Consider the following 21,543-nt stretch of genomic DNA (forward strand, 5'->3'; position numbering starts at 1 on the left):
TAAAACCTGTTAGGTATATTATGTATTTATTCTAAAATGCAAAGACGTGAGTGTATATTCTAAATCATACCTAACAGGTTTTAAAAACCAGTTAGGAAACTGAAAACTGCGACTGAAAACTGAAAACTCACTAAAGAGGTCTATCTTCTTTCTTCACTCCAAATGTTGTCGATGGTTTATTACCCATATACAATTTTAATTCTCCTCCTTTTACAATCATATCATGCGTGATGTATGATTTTGTATACGGTTTTCCATTATACTCTGCTTTTTGAATATAGATATTTGTTTTGCTGTTATTTACTGCATTCAATGTAAATGAAATTCCTTCTTTATGATGAATTGTTGCTGTATTTACTAGCGGACTTCCTAATACATAAATTCCGTTTGCAGGATTAACCGAATAAAATCCCATTGCTGAGAAAACATACCAAGCAGACATTTGCCCTAAATCTTCATTTCCGCATAATCCGTCCGGTTTTGTCGAATAGAATTTGTCATCTATTTCACGGATTAGTTTCGCTGTTTTCCAAGGTTGTCCTGCGAATGCATATAGATATGGAATATGATGATTTGGTTCGTTTCCTTGTGCATATTGCCCAATTAATCCGCTAATATCCGGTGAAATTTCTTCGCCTTCTACTTTATCTGTGATTAAAAATAGTGAATCTAACTTAGCTAAGAATTTATCTTCGTTTCCAAATAATTCTATTAAACCGTAAGGATCTTGTGGAACTAACCAAGTGTATTGCCACGCATTTCCTTCTACATAATCGTCTTTACGATGCGCTGATGAAAGCGGATTAAATGGTGTTCTCCAATTTCCATCAGTCAATTTTCCTCTCATGAATGTAGTTTCTTTATCGAAATAAAGTTTGTACAAATTGGCTCTTTTGGTGAAATAATTATAATCATCTGTCTTCCCTAAAGATTTTGCCATTTGTGCCACACAATAATCGTCGATTGCATATTCTAAAGCATTACCAACTGATTCCAACATTTTATCAGCAGGAATATATTCTAATTTTTGAACATAATCCATTCCGTCACGCGTTTGCATGGCTGTTTTTTTGATGGCTTCGTATGCCAATGCTGTATCGTAATCTCTATATCCTTTCATGTAGGCATCTACAATAACTGCAATCGAGTGATTTCCGTTCATTGTATTGGTTTCGTTCCCCATTAAATGCCAAACCGGTAATCGTCCTTGCTGCTCATAAATTGCCAAAAATGACTTCACAATATCGTTGATTTTATCGGGCTGTGTGATTGTATATAAAGGATGCAAACCTCGATACGTATCCCAAAGTGAAAAAGTGGTGTAGTTTGTAAAATTTGCTTTTTCGTATACTTTTTTATCTGTTCCCCTATAATCTCCGTTTACATCATTGAAGATTGATGGTGCAAACATCGTGTGATACATTGCAGTATAAAAAACTTTCATCGTTTTATCATCTGCTTTGATCTGTATTTTATTCAATTCCTTGTTCCATTTTGAAGTCGCTTCTTTTGCAACTGCGTCAAAATCCCAACCCGGAATCTCGGCTTTGATATTCGCTGAAGCGTTCTCATAACTTACCGGAGAAATTCCAACTTTTACTAAAACTTGTTTGTTTTTTAAGGTTGTAAAATCCAAAACAGCTTTCATTTTTAATCCCTCGCCTTCACTTCCGGCAACAGAAGTTTTATCATCATAAAGTGCGATATTTGAAATTGGCTCAGAAAATTCCATTGTAAAGAAAATACGCTGATCGGCTGCCCAACCTGCAGAATATCTATATCCTACAAGAGTAGTTTCATTGATTTTTTTGATGAACGTTTTTACTGGTTTATCCCAACCAATTCCGTCTGCAAGGTCTAATAATATGTGATTATCGGTTGTAGCATTGAATGTATATTTATGGAAACCTACTCTTTCGCTAGCCGTTAATTCTGCTTTGATTTTGTATTTGTCTAATAAAACACTGTAATATCCTGCTTTGCTTACTTCGTTTTTATGCGAGAAATAGGAACCGTAACCAGTTGCCATATCTTCTTTGGTTCCTTTGGTAAGTGGTACTTTTCCCGAAACAGGAAGCAATAGAATATCGTTTAAATCTCCTATTCCGGTTCCGCTCAAATGGGTGTGTGTAAATCCTAAAATAGTATTACTTGCATAATTGTATCCGCTGCACCAATCCCAACCTTCAAAAACATTTACTGGTCCTAATTGTACGGCTCCAAACGGCACATTTGCGCCAACAAATACGTGTCCGTGTCCTGCTGAACCGATATATGGATTTACATATTGGGTATAATCTAAATTGGTTTGTTTTGCTTTTTTTTCCTGTGAAATTGCAGGTAAATTAACTAGCATAATTATAGCCAAAACAATGTGTTTGTATTTTGTAATCATGTTATTCATTTTTATTTTAATTGTGTGTGGCACACGGATGACGCGGATTAAACGGATTTATGCAGATTTTTTTGTTTTTGAACATAGAAAAAATAACCATAAGGCACATAATGATTTACGTAAAGGTCACAAAGTAGACGCACTGCTATGCGTCTCTACGGAAAACCTTTGTCCCTGTTTTATCCGCAAGACAAAGAAACCTTTGTTCCTTTGAACCTTTAATAAGACGCACTGCTGTGCGTCTCTACGGAAAACCTTTGTCCCTATTTTTTATCCGTAATACAAGAAACCTTTGTCCCTTTGAACCTTTGCACCTCAGAACCTTACTACCTTAGTACCTTTTCAAAACATCATATAGAGAATAAATTCTCACTTCTGGATTTGCAATTTTGCCTTCAAATGTAATTGTTCTTTCTTCGCCTGCTTTTAGGCTGAAGTAATTATCGCTCCATTTTCCGGTGTATCCTTTTATAGAAACATTGACGTATTTAGCCTCTTTTAAAGCTTTCAACGTCAGTTTATTTCCTTTTAATATCCAGGTTATTTTTGGATCCTCGAGGTTTAAACTTATCGGACGTGTTAAATCAATTTCCGGTGTTTTATCATCCCGATACGCTTCTTTCATAGCATACCAAGCAGCTTTTGGCTGACGATCGTAATAATCGGTTACGCTCCAGCTTGCTACTGGCCAACAATCATTCAATTGCCAAACTAATGTTCCCATATTATAAGGCGCTTTTGATCGGTGGATTCCGATAATATTTTTAAGGGAATAATACTGTAAACATTGTGTCAGATACGTATAATCTTCGACATTCATTTTCTTTATTTTGGTCGAATCAATGAAATATCTGTTTAAATACGAATCTAATTTCATAAATCCTTTTCCTGCTTTTTGATGTGCTTGCAATATATCCGAATATAAATATCGGTCTTCAGGTTGCGTAAATCTTTCGATAGACGAATAATTTGGCATTGCCTGCATTCCGTATTCGCTCACAAAACGCCCAGTTTTATTTTGTACGGCTTCTACATCTTCTAATCCCCACCAAGTTCCCCAATAATGGCTGTCACCTTCTGTTAAGCTTTTTGCTTGCGACCAATGAAATGACGGCGAAGAACTGATATACGGACGTTTATTATCAACTTCTTTTACCCATTTTGGGATACTATCCTGAAACAAACGAACGTAATCTTTCCATAAACGAATTGAATCTTGCTTTGGCATTTTCATGCTTTTTTGCCATCCCCAATCTTTAAAGGCTTCATCGATTTCATTATTTCCACACCATAAAACAATGCTTTTATGATGACGTAAACGTTTTACCTGATACTGAACTTCTTTTTTTACATTAGCAAAAAAAGCATCATCTCCCGGTACCATTGTTCCGGCAAACATAAAATCCTGCCAGACATAGATTCCGTTTTTATCACATAAATCATAGAAATAATCATCTTCATAAATACCTCCGCCCCAAACGCGAAGCATATTCATGTTGGCATCTTTCGCCATTCCAATTACTTTTTCATATTCTTTTTTGGTTACTCTGGATAAAAATGCATCTGACGGAATATAATTGGCGCCTTTCATATAAACCGGTTTTCCATCTATTTTAAAATAGAATGTTTTACCAACATTATCAGGTTCTTGTACCAATTCGATTTTTCGATCTAATACATATGGTTTTTCAGTAGTTTTTTGATCATATGCTTCTAAACGTGGCGTTTTCCAAATTCCGCAAGTAGTGAATTTTGGTCCCCAATCCCATCCAAAATGATATTGTGCTTTACGTACATAAGCACGAGGATTATCCGGAATCACAAATGGAAGATCTTTTTTGGCCAATGAATCCACAACATTTTGTGCCGATTTAAACACAATAAGCAAATCGTTGTTTCCTGATTTCAGAATCTTTTTTACATCTACACGCCATTGCAGAAACATATTATCTGCTTTTAGCACCAATTGATTGTTTAAATAAACGGTTGCATAAGTATCTAATCCATCAAAAACCAGATCTGTATTTTTCTTTTTTAATGTTTCCGGACTTACCTTAAAAGTGGTTTTATATTCCCAGTCTTTCTTTTCTATCCATTCTAATTTTTTCTCATTATCACGGTAAAATGGATCTGGAATTACTTTATTATTAATTAAATCGGTATGTATTTCTCCGGGAACTGTTGCAGGATTCCACTTTTCAGTTTTTGTTTCCCGATATTGCCAACCCGTTTTTATATCTGTATTTTGGGCATCTGCTGCAAACGAAAAATGGGCAAAACAAATACCTAAAAACCAATAAAAGCTTTTTTTACATTCCATTGTACTGAATTCTATATTATTATTTTTTTTTCAATTTAATCACCGGCAGTTAGAGAAGGACAATTGATTTTTTCAATTATTCCTTCTCGATAGGTTTTATATCAGAATAAAAGGTAACTAACAAAATATCCAGAAATCATTTCCTTTTTACGGCTGCCAAGCTTTAATTAATTATTAATTGTTGATTGTAAATTGTTAATTTTTTTGACTTATAAAATCGAAAAGCAATCAATCATTTTATGTTCTTTGAAAATAATTCCATCTTTTTCAGCAGAAGCAATTTTGTCTTTTGCGAAAAAAAGGGTTTAAAAACTATTGAACTATTTTTTGATATAACTCGTCTAATTTAATGAAAATCAAAATAGAAATTAAAAAATAAGCCGGGCGGTACAGGTATTCCTACCCGGCTTAATTCAACTAACTTAACCAAAAGTTTAAAACTATTTATCCCACCAAATTCTGGTTGTCATTAAATCCAACCCTTGACGAGCAATTGCTGCTTTATAATTAGCCTCATTTGTTATCAATTCTGACTGATCATAAATTAATCTTCTTGGTATGGTTCCTTTTGTTTCTCCCGCAGGATCATTAACAGGAACTAAAACCGGGTATCCTGTTCTTCTGTATTCTGAGAATGCTTCAAAACCGTTGAACAACAATACAATCCATTTTTGAGTGATAATTTGTTCAATTTTTTGAGCTTCTGTTCCAGCAGCTTTAAAAGGATGTGCAGTGATGTAAGTGTTGTATTCTGTAAGTGAAACTGCAGGCACTTTGTCTCCAAAAATAACCAGAACTTCCATTGCGGCTCTTACTCCGTCTTCGTAATGTTTTTGAGCTGTTCCGCCAACATTCCAGCCTTTTACAGCTGCTTCTGCCAATATAAACTGAACTTCAGCATAAGACATAATCAAAGTTGGCGCATCTAAACGTAATACGGTAGAAGTATTAGGATCTGAGAATAATTTTTTGTCTCCTCCTGGAAATTCTTTTGCATCATTTGCAAGACCTTGTTGGCTTGCAGGACTGTTATCTCCTGTCGCTTCCAATTTGGCATAAATTCTTAAACGAGGATCGTTATTGTTTTTCAATTGATCAATAAACGTTTTACTGAATTTAGTATTAGACTCACCTCCGTTTAGGTCATTTCTAACCCAAGATGAAGTGATTGGATTAGTTTTAACTCCTGCAGGACCTGCATCATGTTTTAAAACTAAACTATCATCATTTGAAGAAAAAACACCTTTAGCAACAGCTTTCTCAACATATTGCTGTGCTTTTGCAGGGTTTACTTTAGACAATCGCATTGCAACTCTCAACATTAATGAGTTTGCCAGTTTTTTCCATTTGGCAACGTCACTTTGGTAGTACAAATCGGCACTACCTACGAATCCTTTATTAGCATCAAGTGCAGTTCCGGCTTCGTCTAATTCTTTTAAAAGGTCATTGTAGATAGCTTCTTGTGTGTCATATTTTGGGGCAAAAATATTTCCGTTATATCCTTTTCCGGCTTCGAAATAAGGAATTTCACCATAAGTATCTGTCAATTTTTGAAACATGAGCACTTTCATGATTCTGCAAGCCTGAATCATATTGCTATTTTCAGGAGAATTTTGTACTACAGAAAGTAATTGAAAAATCTGATTCAATCCTTTACCATATGATTCTCCAAAAAGTGATCCTGAATATTCAGAAGAATAAGTGTATTTTGAACCCGGTCCTCCTAATGAAGAAAACTGCTGAACGATTTGAGCTGCGTAAGCATTGTTTCCTCTCGTATTTGAATAATCTTGTCCGTCTACATAAATTTCAGCAAGTGTAAACATTGATTTTACAGCTGGATCTGTCAATGCATTTGGATTCGTATTCATTTCCTCGAATCCTTTATCGCATGATGTTAATGTCAGTGCACCAACTATTGCGATACAGAATATTTTGATATATTTATTTTTCATCTTTCAATTTTATTATTAAAATTTGACATTAAGACTTACACCGTAGTTTCTTGTCAAAGGCATAGATGCTCTTTCAAGTCCTTGTGCATTACTATTAGAATAGTTTGATTCTGGATCGATGTTTGGAACTTTGTCATAAATTGTCCATAAATTATGTGCCGAAAATGCTAAGCTAATTGCTTGAAATGGTGTTTTTGACAAAGTTGTTTTTGGAAAATTATAGCTAAAAGAAATTGCTCTTAGTTTAACAAAATCAGCATCGTATACAAAATTTGATGTTATATCACTATAACTTCTCCAGTAATCGTATGCAGAAACAGTTGTGTTTACAGGATTTCCGTTAACATCTTTACCAGATACCTGAACTCCGCCTTCACGACCCGGAAGTGTTTGTTCTGACAATCCGTAACGAGTTCCTAATTGGTTTGTAGCCGAGTAGATTTCTCCTCCAAATTTAGCATCTACAAAAACTGAAAGTGTAAAGTTTTTATATTGAAAGTCATTTGAAAGTCCCATTGAAGTTGGTGCAACACCTTGTCCTGCAATAATTAAATTTCCTCTCATGAATTTACCGTTTGTATCAAGCACGATATTTCCTTCTTTATCTCTTAAATAATCATAAGCTTTAATAACTCCAAAAGGCTGTCCTTTTTCTAAAACTACAGAAGCTCTTGAATCTCTGTTTCCTTCTAATGATTTTGTATTGATTTTATCCGAAAGACTTACTACTTCACTATCATTGTAAGCAAAATTATAACCAATGCTCCAAGAGAAACTTGGTGTTTTAATCGCCTTTACATTTACTGCAAACTCAACACCTTGATTCAGGATTTCTCCCACATTGATTTTTGTAGTTCTGTAACCGGAAGCCTGAGAAATATCAGCATCAGCAATATCTTTTGTTGTTCTCTTTTGATAGAAAGTCAAATCTGTACTTACTCTGTTGTTGAAGAATGTATTCTCAAAACCAAACTCAATTGTACTTACATTATATGGTCTCAAAAATTTATTTGGAACTGTTTCTCCATTAACTCCCAATATTGGTTGTCCTTGAGAATCTGTTTGTCCGTCTGGCGTAGTATACGTCAATGACAAAGCATAAGCTTCCTGCAATCCGCCTCCTACATTACCCCAGCCTGCTCTTATTTTTCCGTAAGACATCCACTCTGGCAATTTGATTATTTCAGAATAGATAAAACTACTACTTACAGATGGATAAAAAACACTGTTGTTTGATGGATCTAAAGTAGAAAACCAATCTTCACGACCTGTTAAACTAAGATATAAGAAATCTTTGTACGCTAAATCTGCCGAATAGAAAAGAGAGTTTACTTCTCTTTCTGAAAATAGTTTTTCTGTTTTATCCGGTTGCGTATTAGCATAAAAATATTTAAACGGCACAATAAAGTTGTTACCTTTCATTTTAATACCACTGTATTTGTTATCCTGACGATTCGCTCCAACAAAAGCATCTAATGAAAGATTTTTAGCAATATCGCCTTTGTAACCTAAATATCCCGAAGCATTAAACTCAGAACGATTCTCTATTCTGTTTTCATAAGATCCTCCTGGATTATAATTAATTCCTGTAGGTTCAATTTCAGTATATTCATAATTAATATCATCAATACCAATTACTGCTTTTGCATAAATTTTATCGGTAATATTATAGTTAACTTTTGCAGAACCTATAAAACGCTTTCTAAGGTCATCGTTAAGATCTTCTTGTGTTGCAAAATAAGGATTTGTGTGATACGTGTTTGCACCAAAATAATCTGCTTCACCTCCGTTTTCATCATATCCGTTATTAATCCATCTAATATCTGTTCCCGGAGTCAGGAAAGTTGTTGGGAAAGAAGGGTTTCTTGGTGAATCATTCAAATAAGGTCTGTTATGACTTTTCTCTGAAATGTATTGTGCATTCGTTTCTATACTAATTTTTTTGTTTGGCGCAGAGTTTAAACTCAAAGACACGTTATTTCTACCAAAATCTGTTCCCGGTAAAATAGACTCGTCTTTTGTGTTTCCGAAAGACAATCTAAAGTTAGTTGTTTCGTTTCCTCCAGAAATTGCTAAAGTATTACTGAAAGAAAATCCAGTTCTGTAGAAATTTTCAACATTGTCTTTTCCATAAGCTTGATAGGGTCTGGTTTTACCGTCAAGCGAAAGAGAAGGCGTTTCATCGTATTTATCTCCCCATGCAAAATAGTAAGAATCTCTAAGTTCCTGTAAGTCAGAAAATCTTGTTGCAACTCCATTTACTGGCGCTCCGGCTCCGTACTGATCTTGCCAGTGCAAAAGACTTGCCGGAGTATTAAAAGTAGAGTTTGTACTAAAATCTACACCAAGTCCAGTTCCGCTTTTTCCTTTTTTAGTGGTAATTAAAATAACACCATTTGATCCTCTGTACCCGTAAAGAGCAGAAGCCGCACTACCTTTTAATACTGACATTGAAGCGATATCGTCCGGATTGAACGATGACATACCATCTCCTTTATCTGCTCCACCATACATTCCGGCGTTTCCTTGCTGACTGTTATCAATCGGGATTCCGTCTACCACGTACAATGGCTGGTTAAGACCAGAAGCAGATGTTGCTCCACGAATTACCACACGACTCGAACCAGAAGGTCCTGTCACAGGCGCAGAAACGTTAACTCCGGCAATTTTTCCCTGAAGGGCATTTCCTAAGTTAATTTCCTTATTTTTCGTCAGATCGTCTCCTTTAATCTCTCCGACTGCGTACCCTAAACTTTTCCTTTGTTTCTTAACTCCAAATGAAGTTACTACAACATCTTTTAATTCTTGTAAATTTTCTCCTAATACAACCGAAACTCGGTTTTCATTTTCCTGAAGTACTACTTGTTTTGAAGCAAAACCTATAGAAGATACATTTAAAGTTACCTTCCCTGCCGGAACATTCATCTTGAATCTACCTTCAGCGTCTGTAACTGCGCTAAATGGTTTTCCCTGAACCTCAATGGATGCAGCAACAATTCCCTTGTTCTCTGCATCAGCCACTATGCCTGTTATTAATCGGTTTTGCGCAACAGCTCCTAAGCTGCTCAACAATACCATTCCTAACACTGCTAAAATTCGTTTCATAAGCATTTTTTTTGGTTATTTGTTTTGATTTTTGTTGGTTTTAACGTGATTGTTTTTAATAATTAGTAATAATTTCTGAACTCATTTTTAATATGGCATCTCAAGCTTTTATCTCCTGAAATACTATGACTTAATAGCGATGTAAACATTTTCCTAATTTTAAGAAATCGATATAGTAAACAGATCAAAAAAATAACTGATTATCAGTTTGATCTCTCTAAAATTTACTAAAACGATTTAGTAAAATGATTAAAAAAAAGCGAAATGCTTCTTTTTTCTTTTTAAATACTATCCGTTAAAATCAAACTGATTCCCGGATTATTAATCTCCCTTTTTTAAGGCTTTTTTCAACTTCAAACTTTTCCATATCAGTCATTTGACTCATTAACAACTGTATCGATTTTACTGCAATATCCTCAATAGGCTGCGCGATAACGGTAATTGTTGGCGTATGCAATTTAAAACTGTCATGATCATCAAAACTAATCACCGAAATATCTTCAGGAATTCTAATTTTCATCTTTCTAAAAGCCTGAAGACCTGCAAGTCCCATATAATTGGTTAAAAATAAAACAGCGTCAATACCTTTGTTTTTTTCGAAAAAACTTAAAATATTAGCGATCTTACTTTCCTCATTACTACCGTAATCTAAATGAAGAACAAGCGATTCATCATAAATCCCTTCTTCTTTTAAGGCATCGCGATAACCATCTTCTCGTAATTTCATCTGAACCATTTCAGATGTATTATTTACAACAGCAATCTTTTTACAACCTTTATTGATCAAAAATTTTGTGGCAGTATTAGAAGCTTCATAGTTGTCCATCACAACATGACTCACTCTTTGCCCCGGAAAATACCTGTCGACCAATACAACGGGTTTTTTCAATTTTAAAAGAAGGTCAATTTTCTCCTCAAGATTTGGTGTTGGCGTAATAATAAAACCATCCACATTTGCTTGCAAAAGACTGTTTATCAATTCTTCAGAACGTTCATTATCTCCACCTGTACTGCAATAAAAAACTCTGTAATCAATGCTTTTAGCCTCATCTTCAATAACTCTGGCAAGATCTGCAAAGAACTGATTCGAAATATCCTCAACAATAAGTCCAATCGATCTGGTCTTTCCGGTCCTAAGACTGGTTGCAATCATGCTGGGTCTGTAATTAAGTTTTTCAGCAACTTCCTGCACTTTTTTGATTACTGCAGGACTGATTCCCATTTTTTCGCCTTTATCATTAATGACAAAAGATACAGTAGATATAGACACTTGCGCCTGTGTGGCAATATCCTTAATAGTAATCTTTTTCATTTAGCGAATTAATTTTTTATTAACTTGTTGTTAATTGTGTCACAAATATATATAAAAATAGTTACTAAAACGATTTTGTAAATATTTTTTTGAACTAATCATTTTTTTAAAGTTAATTAAACATAAAATCATTAGTATTTACAGGTATTCTCAGCATTAATCATTTTAAAACACTAAAAACAAGCTTTATAGTTTTAGTATGAATAATCTGCATTTACCTATTTTAGTCGCATTAAAAAGCTTTTGTTTTTCAATTGATTTCGCAAAAATAACACTATCAAAACATTCCTTTTTCTTTCCTGCAGGGTTTCCAAAACCTTGTAAGTATGCTTTGTCATCACCTCACTTTTATATACCTACAAGGTTAAAAAACCTTGCAGGGTATATATAGAAGATTTAACTTTATTTATGAAATGTATATTTCTAAAATCGATGCAGAACCAGCAAGTGCATAACTACGCATATCAGCAGGCAATAAAACGGTATCCCCTTTCTTGTATTTATAAATTACATTCTCAAATCTAATCTCAAATAAACCTTCAATACACATATAAACCGTAAAAGTTTCTCCGCTTTTACTTACTTCAATTGTTCCGTCAAGCGGAAGGAAATTTGTTGTAAAATAAGGACAATCTACTACTACATTTGATTGATTTGGAGTCGTTTCGTATTTTTTATGCGTGTCTACTTTCTTATAATTAATTGCGTCAAGCGCCAAATCTACATGCAATTCTCTTTTATTTCCCTGAGCATCTACTCGGTCAAAATCATATAAACGATACGTAATATCTGATGTTTGCTGAATCTCTGCAACAACCAATCCTGCTCCTATCGCATGAACCGTTCCTGTTTCCAGAAAAAACACATCACCAGGTTTGGCTTTTACATCATCAAGAATAGAAACTAAGGTTTTGTTATTTAGGTTTTCTAAATATTCTTCTTTGCTTGAATCTTCTTTAAAACCTACAATAATCCTTGCATCAGCATCGGCTTGCATTACATACCACATTTCGGTTTTACCAAAAGAATTATGACGCTCTTTTGCCAATTTATCATTCGGATGCACTTGTATAGACAAATCTTCTCTTGCATCTAGATATTTAAAAAGCAAAGGAAACTGATTCCCAAATCGTTCGTAAACTCTTGTTCCTAAAATTTCATTTGGTGAATTATCAATTAAATCTGTTAATGATTTCCCTTTTAATTCGCCATTGGCAACAACGCTTACATCGCCTTCTACAGTAGATAATTCCCAACTTTCACCAGTAATTTCCGAAACGATTGGTTTATTAAGAACTGTTTTTAATTTTTCGCCACCCCAAATTCTGTCTTTCAAAATTGGTTCAAATTGTAAGGGATAAATTTTTATGCTCATTTTTATGTTTTAAAATTAATATCTATTTTCTTTTGCCACTAATTACACGAATTTTCGCTAATTGCTTTGACTCATTTAAATAACAAACGTGCTTAATCTGTGTTTAGATTTTGTTTCTCGCAGATTTGGCAGATTGAGCAGATTTTTTTTTATAAATACTAGAAAAAAAACCGTTTAATCCGTGTCTTCGCTTTAGCGAATCCGTGTCATCCGCGTGCCATTACATTTATACATTTCAACTAAATAAGCTTAATCTGCGAGAGAAAATTTTTAGCCACAGATTAGAAAGATTAAAATGATTTTTTCTCTCGCAGATTTGGCAGATTGAGTGGATTTTTTTTTACAAATACTAAAAAAAACCGTGTCATCCGTGTTTTCGCTTTAGCGAATCCGTGTCATCCGTGTGCCATTTCTCAAACAATATTTACTTGATAGAAATAGCAACTCCGCCACTTGCAGCCAATTTTTGTTTTAGCTTAGTTTTACTGTTTACAACTACTTTTCGAATATTATATGATTGCGGATTTGTTTTGTAATCTGCCGTTTTTCCGTCTTCGTAGATTGTTGCTGTATATGATTTTCCTGATGGAAGAAAACTAAAATCAATCAAAGCTGTTCGAGAATTTTCGTCTGTGATTCCGCCAATAAACCATTCTTGTTTTCCTTTGGTTTTTCTGGCAATTGTAATGTAATCACCAGGCTCAGCTTCGAGAATATAAGTTTCATCCCAATCCAAAGCAACGTCTTTTATAAACTGAAACGCATCGTTAAAACGAATATAATTTTCAGGTAAATCTGCAGCCATTTGCAACGGACTATACATCGTAACATACAATGCCAATTGTTTAACAAGCGTTGTACTCAGCTTATTTTTTTTAGCTCCGTAAACAGATAAATCTCCCTGAAAAATTCCGGGCGTATAATCCATCGGACCTCCCATTAATCGGGTAAAAGGCAAAATTGTAGTATGATCCGGATGGATTCCTTCCATCGATTCAAACTCAGTTCCTCGTGCCGATTCCTGCGCAAACCAGTTTGGATACGTACGATGTAAACCTGTTGGTCGCACTGCTTCGTGAGAATCTACCATGATTTTATGTTTCGCCGCTTCTTTGGCAACATAGGTATAATGATTCACCATTTGCTGTCCGTCATGATGTTCACCTCTTGGAATAATTGGCCCAACATATCCTGTTTTTACAGCATTATAATTATTATCAACCATGAAGTTTAAAGCATCATCTAATTGTCGCTCATACTCAGCAGTTGAAGATGTAGTTTCATGATGCATGATAATTTTCACGTTCTTTTTACTTGCATAATCGCTTAATTCTTTTACATCAAAATCCGGATATGCTTTGGTAAAACTATAAATACGCTCTTTCTTAAAAGCCGTATTATCCTCCCAGCCTTCATTCCATCCTTCGACCAAAACGGCGTCAAAACCATTCGCTGTAGCAAAGTCAATATATTCTTTTACATGTTTTGTATTTGCTCCGTGTGTATTATTTGGTTTTAATTTGGCAAAATCACTAGTTCCAATAACAACATCCTGATTATCTGAATACGCCCAAGTCGAACCTCCGCCTGTAAAATATTCCCACCAAACTCCAATATATTTAGTTGGTTTAATCCATGAAGTATCTTCAAAATTGCAAGGTTCATTCAGATTCAAAATCATTTTTGAAGCCAGAATATTTCTTGCATCGTCACTCACGACAATCGTTCGCCAAGGCGTAAAACTTCCGGTTTGAATATATCCTTTATTACCAACAGCGTCAGGCACAAGATGTGAACTTAGCGAATAGGTTTTATCATCGACATTAAGACACATTGCAGGATAGTTTTTCAAAGCCGCTTCGTGAATATTAATATAAAGTCCGTCATTTGTCTTTATCATTAACGGCGTTTGCGTCGCCAGATTTTTGATCGTAGTTTGGGCTGCCAACGAAACATGAGTTGCATTATATACGAGAGACTGCATCTCTGATATTTTAGAAGTTACATAACTATATTCGTTGGTATCGTAATCTCCCGGAATCCAAAAAAGCTTATGATCTCCCGTTAAATTAAACTCGGTGGTTTCTTCCTGAATAATAAAATGACGCAGATTATCCTGTACCGGAAATTCGTATCTAAAACCTAAACCATCATTAAACAAACGGAAATAAATCGAAATTTTTCGGTTGCTTTTATTTTGAACAAGATCAGCTTTCAATTCATTGTATTGATTTCTAATTTCTTTTTGTTCGCCTAAAACCGGTTTCCAAGTACTGTTTTCAGATTGAAATTTAGTATCTGTAATCTCAAAATCTTTATTGAGCATACTATCCGATTTCAAAATAAAACCTAATTTACTTTCTTTAATAACTTCTTTCTTTTTGAAGCTTAAAGTATAAATTGGTGTTCCGGCTTCATTTAATTTAAAATTCAAAACCAGATTTCCATCCGGAGATTTTAATTCCTGAGCATTTACAAATACATTAGAAATAATAATAAAACAGATAAGGAATATATTTTTCATAAATGAACGTAGTTTCAATAGTCGCTAAATCGATTTAGCAAACATAATAAATTTTATGAAACCGTTATACTTACATGAAAAAAAACTTCAATTATGAAATTAATAACAGAGAATTAAAACTCGTTATGAATAAAATTATAAATATCTATATTAGCATTTATTGAAAAATAGTTAAAACCAAAACTTAAAAATAAATGAAGCAATTCTACTCAAGCACTTACAGTTTTTGGATCATATCTCGAATAGCATTTATACTTCTTGGCTTTTTAGAACTTCTGAGAGTAGTTTTTATTGACAGGATATCGCTTTTCCATATCTTCCTCTTTATATATGTAATTTCATTCTTTGTGATTTTTTACAAAGAAATTACTAAATCAACTCCATCAAAACTATTGAAATATAGTATGGGAACTCTCACCATTCTTATTGGTCTTTATTGTGCTTATTTAAAATTCATACAGCCACAAGCTTCATGGGGACCAGAAAAATATCAATTTGATTTTCGAAGATCATTATATATGGTATTTCAATCTGGGTTATACTTCTTGGATTTTTTGATTTTTTTACATTTAATAGAAATGAGTCAAAAAAGTAGTTTACATCCGATGCTGTAAAAATTTCTTCAAATTATTTAATTAAAACACAACTAACAGACATTCAAAACATTACTAAAAACAACCCAAATTTGTGAATATCTATTTCAATATTTAAGAGTTTTTTTTCCTGTAAAATCTATCTTTGACATCCTTAAAAATTAATAGAAGATGAGCGCAACTTGGTACGAATGCAAAGTAAAATATAGAAAGACAGATGAAACCGGAGGACAAAAAGTTTTAACAGAACCGTATCTGGTAGATGCTTTGTCTTATACAGAAGCCGAAAAAAGAATTAATGAAGAAATGGCGGCTTATATTAGTGAAGAATTTAAAATCACAAATATAAAAGTGGCAAACTATGCTGAAATTCATCCTTTTGAAAATGCAGATCGTTGGTTTAAATCAAAAGTTTCTTTGATGGCTTATGACGAAGAAAGCGGTAAAGAGAGAAGATCAAATATGTATTTGTTGGTTCAGGCAAATGATGTGAGAGAAGCTTATGATAATACGCTTCATGTAATGCAAAGCACGATGGGAGAATATTCGATTCCTGCTGTTTCTGAATCTCCAATTATGGATGTTTTCCCTTATTTCAGTGGTGAAGAAGGAGAAACGGAACAATTGGAAAGATTCAACAAACTTAAAGCCTCTAAACCAGTAGAAGTTGAAAAAATCGATCACATGGAATTTGAAAATGCATTAGAAGAATAGTTTTTTATACTATTAAAGACTTATTTCCTGAAACAGAATAAAGATTATCTTTAAATTATAATTGTCTAAAACTATTCTATGAAAACTCCAAAGTCGTCAGAAGATTTAATCCAGGAAATTTTTCTTTGTGCTGATCTGACGGAGAAACTAGGAGATTTGAGAATTAGACAACTTTTAATGTTATTGCCTAAAGTATCTGATGAAATAGTTGTAGAAAGTGTTATTAAGGTTTTTAATAATAAGGATAGAAACGAGACTTTATATCTTGATCAATTGTATGCAGGAAAAATTCTAACGAATGTTAATCCAAAATCGGAATTAGATTTTAAATCGATTCTAAACATGGTATTAGAAAATTGGAATAAAAGCATTAGGGATATGCCGCTTTGGCTTTTCAATACTTATAAAAAAGACGATCTGAATAATATGCTTTTGTCAATTGTAAATAATCCTTTTGAATCTAATGAAAGAAGAGATAAGGCAGAAACAATGATGTGGTGGATAAAGTCATTCAAATAAATATCTATTATAAAACAGAAAGCTTCGGAGAAATCCGGAGCTTTTTCGTTTTTAAACCATTCATTTTCTCCAAAATCAAAATAAATGATATATTAGCTATACTTTTTATGAACTGATATAAAAGTACTTAACCAAGAATTCACCAAACCAAATCTCGATGACTAAAAAAACTTTAATTTTAATTGGGTTTATTATTTTAAAATTTGCTTTACAATGTATTCTCATAAGTCCTGAATATGATTTGCAGCGCGATGAATATCTGCATCTTGATCAGGCGCATCATTTGGCTTGGGGTTATTTATCAGTTCCTCCCGTAACATCTTGGTTTTCTTACCTTATATATCTACTTGGAAATTCGGTTTTTTGGGTAAAGTTTTTCCCTGCTCTTTTTGGCGCATTGACACTTTTKATTGTTTGGAAAACCATTGAAACCTTAAAAGGAAATCTCTATGCTTTGATTTTAGGCGCAACTTGCATTTTGTTTTCTGCGCTATTACGACTCAACACGCTTTATCAGCCTAATTCATTGGATGTTTTGTGCTGGACAGGATTTTATTATGTTATCATTTTATATTTCACAACCGAAAAAACAAAATGGTTTTATATAGGCGCAATAGTTTTTGCATTTGGCTTTTTAAACAAATACAATATTCTCTTTCTTTTAATTGGACTTTTGCCTGCGCTTTTGCTTTCTAAACAAAGACAGGTTTTAGTAAAAAAAGAACTCTACTTTGCATTAGTTTTAGGACTAATAATTATTCTTCCGAATCTTTTGTGGCAATACAACAATCAGTTTCCAATTGTACATCACATGAAAGAATTGGCCGAAACACAATTGGTCAATGTTGATCGCATTGGATTTTTAAAAGAGCAATTATTATTTTTTATTGGTTCCTTTTTTGTTATTTTTGCCGGCTTATATGCCTTATTATTTTATAAAGCTTTCCATAAATACCGCTTCTTTTTTACTTCGATAATTGTTACGCTTTTGGTTTTTATTTATTTCAAAGCCAAAGCCTATTATGCAATTGGACTTTATCCTATTTATATTGCTTTTGGTGCTGTTTTTCTGTCCGATATTTTAAGAACAGGATGGAAACGATTTCTGCAGCCAGTTTTTATTATCATTCCGCTTTTGTTTTTTATTCCAATGTACAATTTAGTATTCCCAAATAAAAGCCCGGAATACATCGTAAAACATCCGGAAAAGTATAAAAAATTAGACATGCTTCGCTGGGAAGACGGAAAAGATCATGCCTTGCCACAAGATTTTGCAGATATGTTAGGTTGGAAAGAACTCGCCCGCAAAACCGATTCTGTTTATGCAATGCTTCCAAATCAGGATAAAACAATCGTTCTTTGTGATAATTACGGACAAGCCGGAGCTATTAATTATTATACTAAAAAAGGAATCAAGGCAGTTTCTTTTAATGCCGATTATGTAAATTGGTTCAATCTGAATATTCAATATAAAAACCTGATCAGGGTTAAAGATTATGAAAAAGATAGTGAAGAGCTAAAAGAAACAAGTCCATTTTTTAATAATGCTAAAATTTCAGGCGAAGTCACCAACCAATATGCCCGTGAATACGGAACTACCATCTTTGTTTTTACGGATGCAAAAGTCAATATCAACAAAAAAATTGAAAGCGAAATAAAAGCTGAAAAAGATTACAGCAAATAAAAATGATCGATTTTACCACTATCAACTATTTAAAAATCGGAAATCCAAAACAGATTCTGGCTTTTGAAGTTTTATCTGAAACTAAAATTTTATCAAATCTAGCCGAATTTGACCCAATTTTGGTTGGCACAATCCCAATTAATATTGATATCGAAAACAGCGATCTTGATATTATTTGTTATTGGAAAAACAAAGCCGAATTTGCAGAAAAACTAAAAACTCTATTTGCAAATGAAAGTGAATTTCAAATCAGAGAAACACTTATCAATAATCAGGAAACAGTTATTGCCAACTTTAAAATAAACAGTTTTGAAATTGAAATTTTTGGTCAGAACATCCCAACCAAAAATCAAAATGGCTATAAACATATGCTTATCGAATATGAAATTCTAAAAGCAAAAGACGAAAACTTTAGATTAGAAATCATCAAACTCAAACAAAACGGCTACAAAACAGAACCGGCTTTTGCTTCTTTATTAGGCTTAAATGGAGATCCATATTCAGAATTATTGAAATATAAAATTTAAAACTCACATTCCCCGAAATTAAACAACTAGCTTTTAAGACATTGCAAACAAAGCAATCTTATTTTAAAATAAATTCAGATTTTCTTTGCATAACCGTATAAACTGTGTATCTTTGCACCCGAAACATCGCGGGATAGAGCAGTAGGCAGCTCGTCGGGCTCATAACCCGAAGGTCACAGGTTCGAGTCCTGTTCCCGCTACTAAGACAAAGCTTCAGAGAAATCTGGAGCTTTTTTGTTTTTATTATAGTTTTAATTCTTTGGCGAGTCACATTTGAAAACGGATATTTTTTTATCTTTGAAATTCAGGCTTTTTTAAGCCAAATGGCTTTATCTTTGAGTCTTTAGAAAATTGATAATCATTATGGAACAGAAAGTACATCAGGGAAGAAACGTTAAACGTTTTAGAGAAATGCTTGGCATCAAACAGGAAGCATTGGCTTTTGATTTGGGAAATGACTGGAATCAAAAGAAAATTTCTGTGCTCGAGCAAAAAGATGTAATTGAAGATAATCTGCTTAAACAAATCTCAAATGCGTTAAAAATCCCTGTGGAGGCTTTTCAGAATTTTGATGAAGAGCAAGCAGTGAATTTAATTTCGTGTAATTTCTCAGATAATGCAATGTTCAATAACAGAATTGAAGTTTTTAATAATAATCCGATTGAAGAGATCAAAAAACTTCACGAAGAAAAAATTGCTTTATACGAGCGTATGTTGAAAGAAAAAGATGAAATGATGGCAAGGCTTGAAAAATTATTCGATAAATAATTTTGGAATAATTCTTATTCATATATGGAAATATTAAATTAAGAAATAATTATTTATATCAAAATAAAAGCTTCGGAGAAATCTGGAGCTTTATTTTTTTGGAATAATTTATAAAAAGTCAGGAGACTTTTAGAAGATTTACGAATTATTAAGTACAAAAAAATTGCGCAAAGTCAGAGACATTTGCGCAGCTTTTCATAAGGAACTCTTCGAGGAGCGGGGGTTTCCTTTTTTATAACATATTAGCATTTAGAGACTACAAAAAAATTATTTTTTTAAATAAGACTCCCTGCTTGGCATTGGCTCTTTAGATACAGAATTCGTATCAATTTTAATTTTAAAATACTCGATGTTTTTTTTAATTATTAAATAATCATCATATTTTTTTGGCTTACCATAAAAAAACAAAGTAATTGTGTCATTTGAAAAACGGACATCCTTTATATTTGTTGAATTAACAATTGTGTCATTTTTACCATTTATTGTATCATAGAGTAATACATAGTCAGCAGTAGTTGAACTAACATTTGAATAATAGAACCATTCTATAGCCTTATTTTTTACTTTTATTTCTTTCAAATACAGACGATCTTCTTGTAATTTATTTACACAACCTAAAACTATAATAGGTATAAAAATTAAAATTTTTCTCATTGCTTGTAAAATTGTTTATAATATCCATAATAAATATAACCTCCAGAGTAAGAATGCTCTCCAAAATAAGGAAAATATGGATTATAACCGTTACCACCATTTTGGGACTGATTATACTGACCAGCCTTATTCATAATTATGCCATACCAAAAATTAGAGCCTACTATGGGAGGTTTTGCTTGTAACATATTTGCTCCAAACCCAATATTCCCAACCGCTCTAAGTGTAGTTATTATTGGCTTATGTCTAGCACTTACTCCATTTCCAATTGCAGTATAGGCTGGTAAACCTAAACCCCCGCTCTACGAAGTGTTCTTCTTTACGCTACGCAAATGTCTCTGACTTTGCGACATTTTAAACAAATATAATTGAAAAACAAAACTTCATAAAGTATCTGACTTTAAACCAATTTTCTTAGAATGTTTTTTCTTGAATGTAAAAAAAATCCACAACAAGAATAAGAACTAACCATAAAAAGCAGGAAGACTTATATCGGGTTTATAATTTCTAAGAAACAAAAAATGCGCAAAGTCATAGACATTTGCGCAGCTTTTCATAAGGAACTCTTCGGAGAGCGGAGACATTTGCGCAGCTTTTTATAAGAAACTCTTCGGAGCGGGGGGGGTTATTGCGCCAAGTCCTCCGTCAAGATTGCAAAACTGCGCTATCCGTTAACGATAAAATTTAGTATATTTCAGCGCCATCTGGCTTTACAATGCATTATATATACCTCCCTTATTTAAATCCCTTAACATTTTTTTATAATTTTTTTTACCGAGAGCATCTCCCAATTCCATAGATTTTTTATAATAATCTAGTGCTTTGTTTAAATCCATTTCACATCCATCTCCTCTTTCAGTTAAATCTGCTAAATTATTATATGCAGCACCATTATTATTTTTTGCAGCTTTAAGATACCAATAAAATTTTTTGGAATTATTAAAACACGGATTTGGATCTCCTAAAAATCCAATATCTTCATAATGTTGGGCTAAATCATATTGCGCATCAGTATTACCCGAATAAGCTAATTTTCTTATTTTATAGATGTATTCGTTGTAAAAAGTCAACTTCTTTTCTTCAGACAATTCAACTTCC

The 21,543-nt window shown here is 33.3% G+C and carries 16 protein-coding genes and 1 tRNA gene; 8 read left to right on the top strand and 9 right to left on the bottom strand.

Annotation, left to right across the window (positions count from 1 at the left end; all coding sequences use genetic code 11):
• Positions 1-130: 130 nt before the first annotated feature.
• From EAH81_RS17165 to EAH81_RS17195, 7 genes are all read right to left on the bottom strand, one after another.
• Positions 131-2,395, bottom strand: a complete 2,265-nt coding sequence (locus tag EAH81_RS17165) for a GH92 family glycosyl hydrolase (protein ID WP_140509365.1) — start codon at positions 2,393-2,395, stop codon at positions 131-133.
• 331 nt (positions 2,396-2,726) lie between these two features.
• Positions 2,727-4,715 carry a beta-mannosidase gene (locus EAH81_RS17170; RefSeq protein WP_140509368.1) on the bottom strand — a complete coding sequence of 663 codons (1,989 nt, stop codon included), beginning with the start codon at positions 4,713-4,715 and terminating at the stop codon, positions 2,727-2,729.
• 440 nt (positions 4,716-5,155) lie between these two features.
• Complete coding sequence (locus tag EAH81_RS17175; protein ID WP_140509370.1) at positions 5,156-6,670, bottom strand: SusD/RagB family nutrient-binding outer membrane lipoprotein; 1,515 nt, start codon at positions 6,668-6,670, stop codon at positions 5,156-5,158.
• Positions 6,671-6,685: 15 nt separating this feature from the next.
• Entirely contained in the window at positions 6,686-9,775 is a 3,090-nt protein-coding gene (locus EAH81_RS17180; RefSeq protein WP_241676579.1) for a SusC/RagA family TonB-linked outer membrane protein, read from the bottom strand.
• A gap of 301 nt (positions 9,776-10,076) precedes the next feature.
• A complete protein-coding gene (locus EAH81_RS17185; protein WP_140509374.1) occupies positions 10,077-11,087 on the bottom strand; it encodes a LacI family DNA-binding transcriptional regulator in 1,011 nt (336 codons plus the stop codon).
• Between the two features lie 406 nt (positions 11,088-11,493).
• A complete protein-coding gene (locus EAH81_RS17190) occupies positions 11,494-12,462 on the bottom strand; it encodes a type I phosphomannose isomerase catalytic subunit (protein WP_140509376.1) in 969 nt (322 codons plus the stop codon).
• Positions 12,463-12,886: 424 nt separating this feature from the next.
• Positions 12,887-14,986 carry a glycoside hydrolase family 97 protein gene (locus EAH81_RS17195; RefSeq protein WP_140509379.1) on the bottom strand — a complete coding sequence of 700 codons (2,100 nt, stop codon included), beginning with the start codon at positions 14,984-14,986 and terminating at the stop codon, positions 12,887-12,889.
• Positions 14,987-15,180: 194 nt separating this feature from the next.
• On the opposite strand from EAH81_RS17195, the gene EAH81_RS17200 reads away from it, so the two are divergent.
• From EAH81_RS17200 to EAH81_RS17230, 7 genes are all read left to right on the top strand, one after another.
• Positions 15,181-15,600, top strand: a complete 420-nt coding sequence (locus EAH81_RS17200; RefSeq protein WP_140509381.1) for a hypothetical protein — start codon at positions 15,181-15,183, stop codon at positions 15,598-15,600.
• Positions 15,601-15,750: 150 nt separating this feature from the next.
• Positions 15,751-16,293, top strand: a complete 543-nt coding sequence (locus EAH81_RS17205; RefSeq protein ID WP_140509383.1) for a DUF4494 domain-containing protein — start codon at positions 15,751-15,753, stop codon at positions 16,291-16,293.
• Positions 16,294-16,371: 78 nt separating this feature from the next.
• Positions 16,372-16,812, top strand: a complete 441-nt coding sequence (locus tag EAH81_RS17210) for a hypothetical protein (RefSeq protein WP_140509385.1) — start codon at positions 16,372-16,374, stop codon at positions 16,810-16,812.
• Positions 16,813-16,969: 157 nt separating this feature from the next.
• Positions 16,970-18,496: a glycosyltransferase family 39 protein gene (locus EAH81_RS17215; RefSeq protein WP_140509387.1), complete on the top strand. Its 1,527-nt coding sequence runs from the start codon at positions 16,970-16,972 to the stop codon at positions 18,494-18,496.
• A 2-nt stretch (positions 18,497-18,498) separates the two neighbouring features.
• A complete protein-coding gene (locus EAH81_RS17220) occupies positions 18,499-19,023 on the top strand; it encodes a DUF4269 domain-containing protein (RefSeq protein WP_140509389.1) in 525 nt (174 codons plus the stop codon).
• 127 nt (positions 19,024-19,150) lie between these two features.
• Positions 19,151-19,223 (top strand) — tRNA-Met (locus EAH81_RS17225).
• Positions 19,224-19,386: 163 nt separating this feature from the next.
• Complete coding sequence (locus EAH81_RS17230; protein WP_140509391.1) at positions 19,387-19,791, top strand: helix-turn-helix domain-containing protein; 405 nt, start codon at positions 19,387-19,389, stop codon at positions 19,789-19,791.
• Positions 19,792-20,058: 267 nt separating this feature from the next.
• Here the strand turns inward: EAH81_RS17230 and EAH81_RS17235 are convergent, their stop codons facing one another.
• Positions 20,059-20,445, bottom strand: coding sequence for a hypothetical protein (locus tag EAH81_RS17235; protein WP_140509393.1), 387 nt, complete (start codon positions 20,443-20,445; stop codon positions 20,059-20,061).
• 138 nt (positions 20,446-20,583) lie between these two features.
• Between EAH81_RS17235 and EAH81_RS27475 the strand changes: the two genes are divergently transcribed.
• Positions 20,584-20,724, top strand: a complete 141-nt coding sequence (locus EAH81_RS27475) for a hypothetical protein (protein ID WP_161595824.1) — start codon at positions 20,584-20,586, stop codon at positions 20,722-20,724.
• A 431-nt stretch (positions 20,725-21,155) separates the two neighbouring features.
• Here EAH81_RS27475 and EAH81_RS27480 read toward each other — a convergent pair.
• On the bottom strand, positions 21,156-21,543 hold a 388-nt coding region (locus EAH81_RS27480), incomplete at its 5' end, for a tetratricopeptide repeat protein (protein ID WP_161595825.1).

The sequence above is a fragment of the Flavobacterium pectinovorum genome, assembly GCF_006438875.1.
Classification (GTDB): domain Bacteria; phylum Bacteroidota; class Bacteroidia; order Flavobacteriales; family Flavobacteriaceae; genus Flavobacterium; species Flavobacterium pectinovorum_A.

Excerpts from the sequence above, each read along its gene's own strand:
- EAH81_RS17165 (WP_140509365.1), bottom strand. The coding sequence starts at position 2,395 with ATGATTACAAAATACAAACACATTGTTTTGGCTATAATTATGCTAGTT.
- EAH81_RS17170 (WP_140509368.1), bottom strand. The coding sequence starts at position 4,715 with ATGGAATGTAAAAAAAGCTTTTATTGGTTTTTAGGTATTTGTTTTGCC.
- EAH81_RS17175 (WP_140509370.1), bottom strand. The coding sequence starts at position 6,670 with ATGAAAAATAAATATATCAAAATATTCTGTATCGCAATAGTTGGTGCA.
- EAH81_RS17180 (WP_241676579.1), bottom strand. The coding sequence starts at position 9,775 with ATGAAACGAATTTTAGCAGTGTTAGGAATGGTATTGTTGAGCAGCTTA.
- EAH81_RS17185 (WP_140509374.1), bottom strand. The coding sequence starts at position 11,087 with ATGAAAAAGATTACTATTAAGGATATTGCCACACAGGCGCAAGTGTCT.
- EAH81_RS17190 (WP_140509376.1), bottom strand. The coding sequence starts at position 12,462 with ATGAGCATAAAAATTTATCCCTTACAATTTGAACCAATTTTGAAAGAC.
- EAH81_RS17195 (WP_140509379.1), bottom strand. The coding sequence starts at position 14,986 with ATGAAAAATATATTCCTTATCTGTTTTATTATTATTTCTAATGTATTT.
- EAH81_RS17200 (WP_140509381.1), top strand. The coding sequence starts at position 15,181 with ATGAAGCAATTCTACTCAAGCACTTACAGTTTTTGGATCATATCTCGA.
- EAH81_RS17205 (WP_140509383.1), top strand. The coding sequence starts at position 15,751 with ATGAGCGCAACTTGGTACGAATGCAAAGTAAAATATAGAAAGACAGAT.
- EAH81_RS17210 (WP_140509385.1), top strand. The coding sequence starts at position 16,372 with ATGAAAACTCCAAAGTCGTCAGAAGATTTAATCCAGGAAATTTTTCTT.
- EAH81_RS17220 (WP_140509389.1), top strand. The coding sequence starts at position 18,499 with ATGATCGATTTTACCACTATCAACTATTTAAAAATCGGAAATCCAAAA.
- EAH81_RS17230 (WP_140509391.1), top strand. The coding sequence starts at position 19,387 with ATGGAACAGAAAGTACATCAGGGAAGAAACGTTAAACGTTTTAGAGAA.
- EAH81_RS17235 (WP_140509393.1), bottom strand. The coding sequence starts at position 20,445 with ATGAGAAAAATTTTAATTTTTATACCTATTATAGTTTTAGGTTGTGTA.
- EAH81_RS27475 (WP_161595824.1), top strand. The coding sequence starts at position 20,584 with ATGCCATACCAAAAATTAGAGCCTACTATGGGAGGTTTTGCTTGTAAC.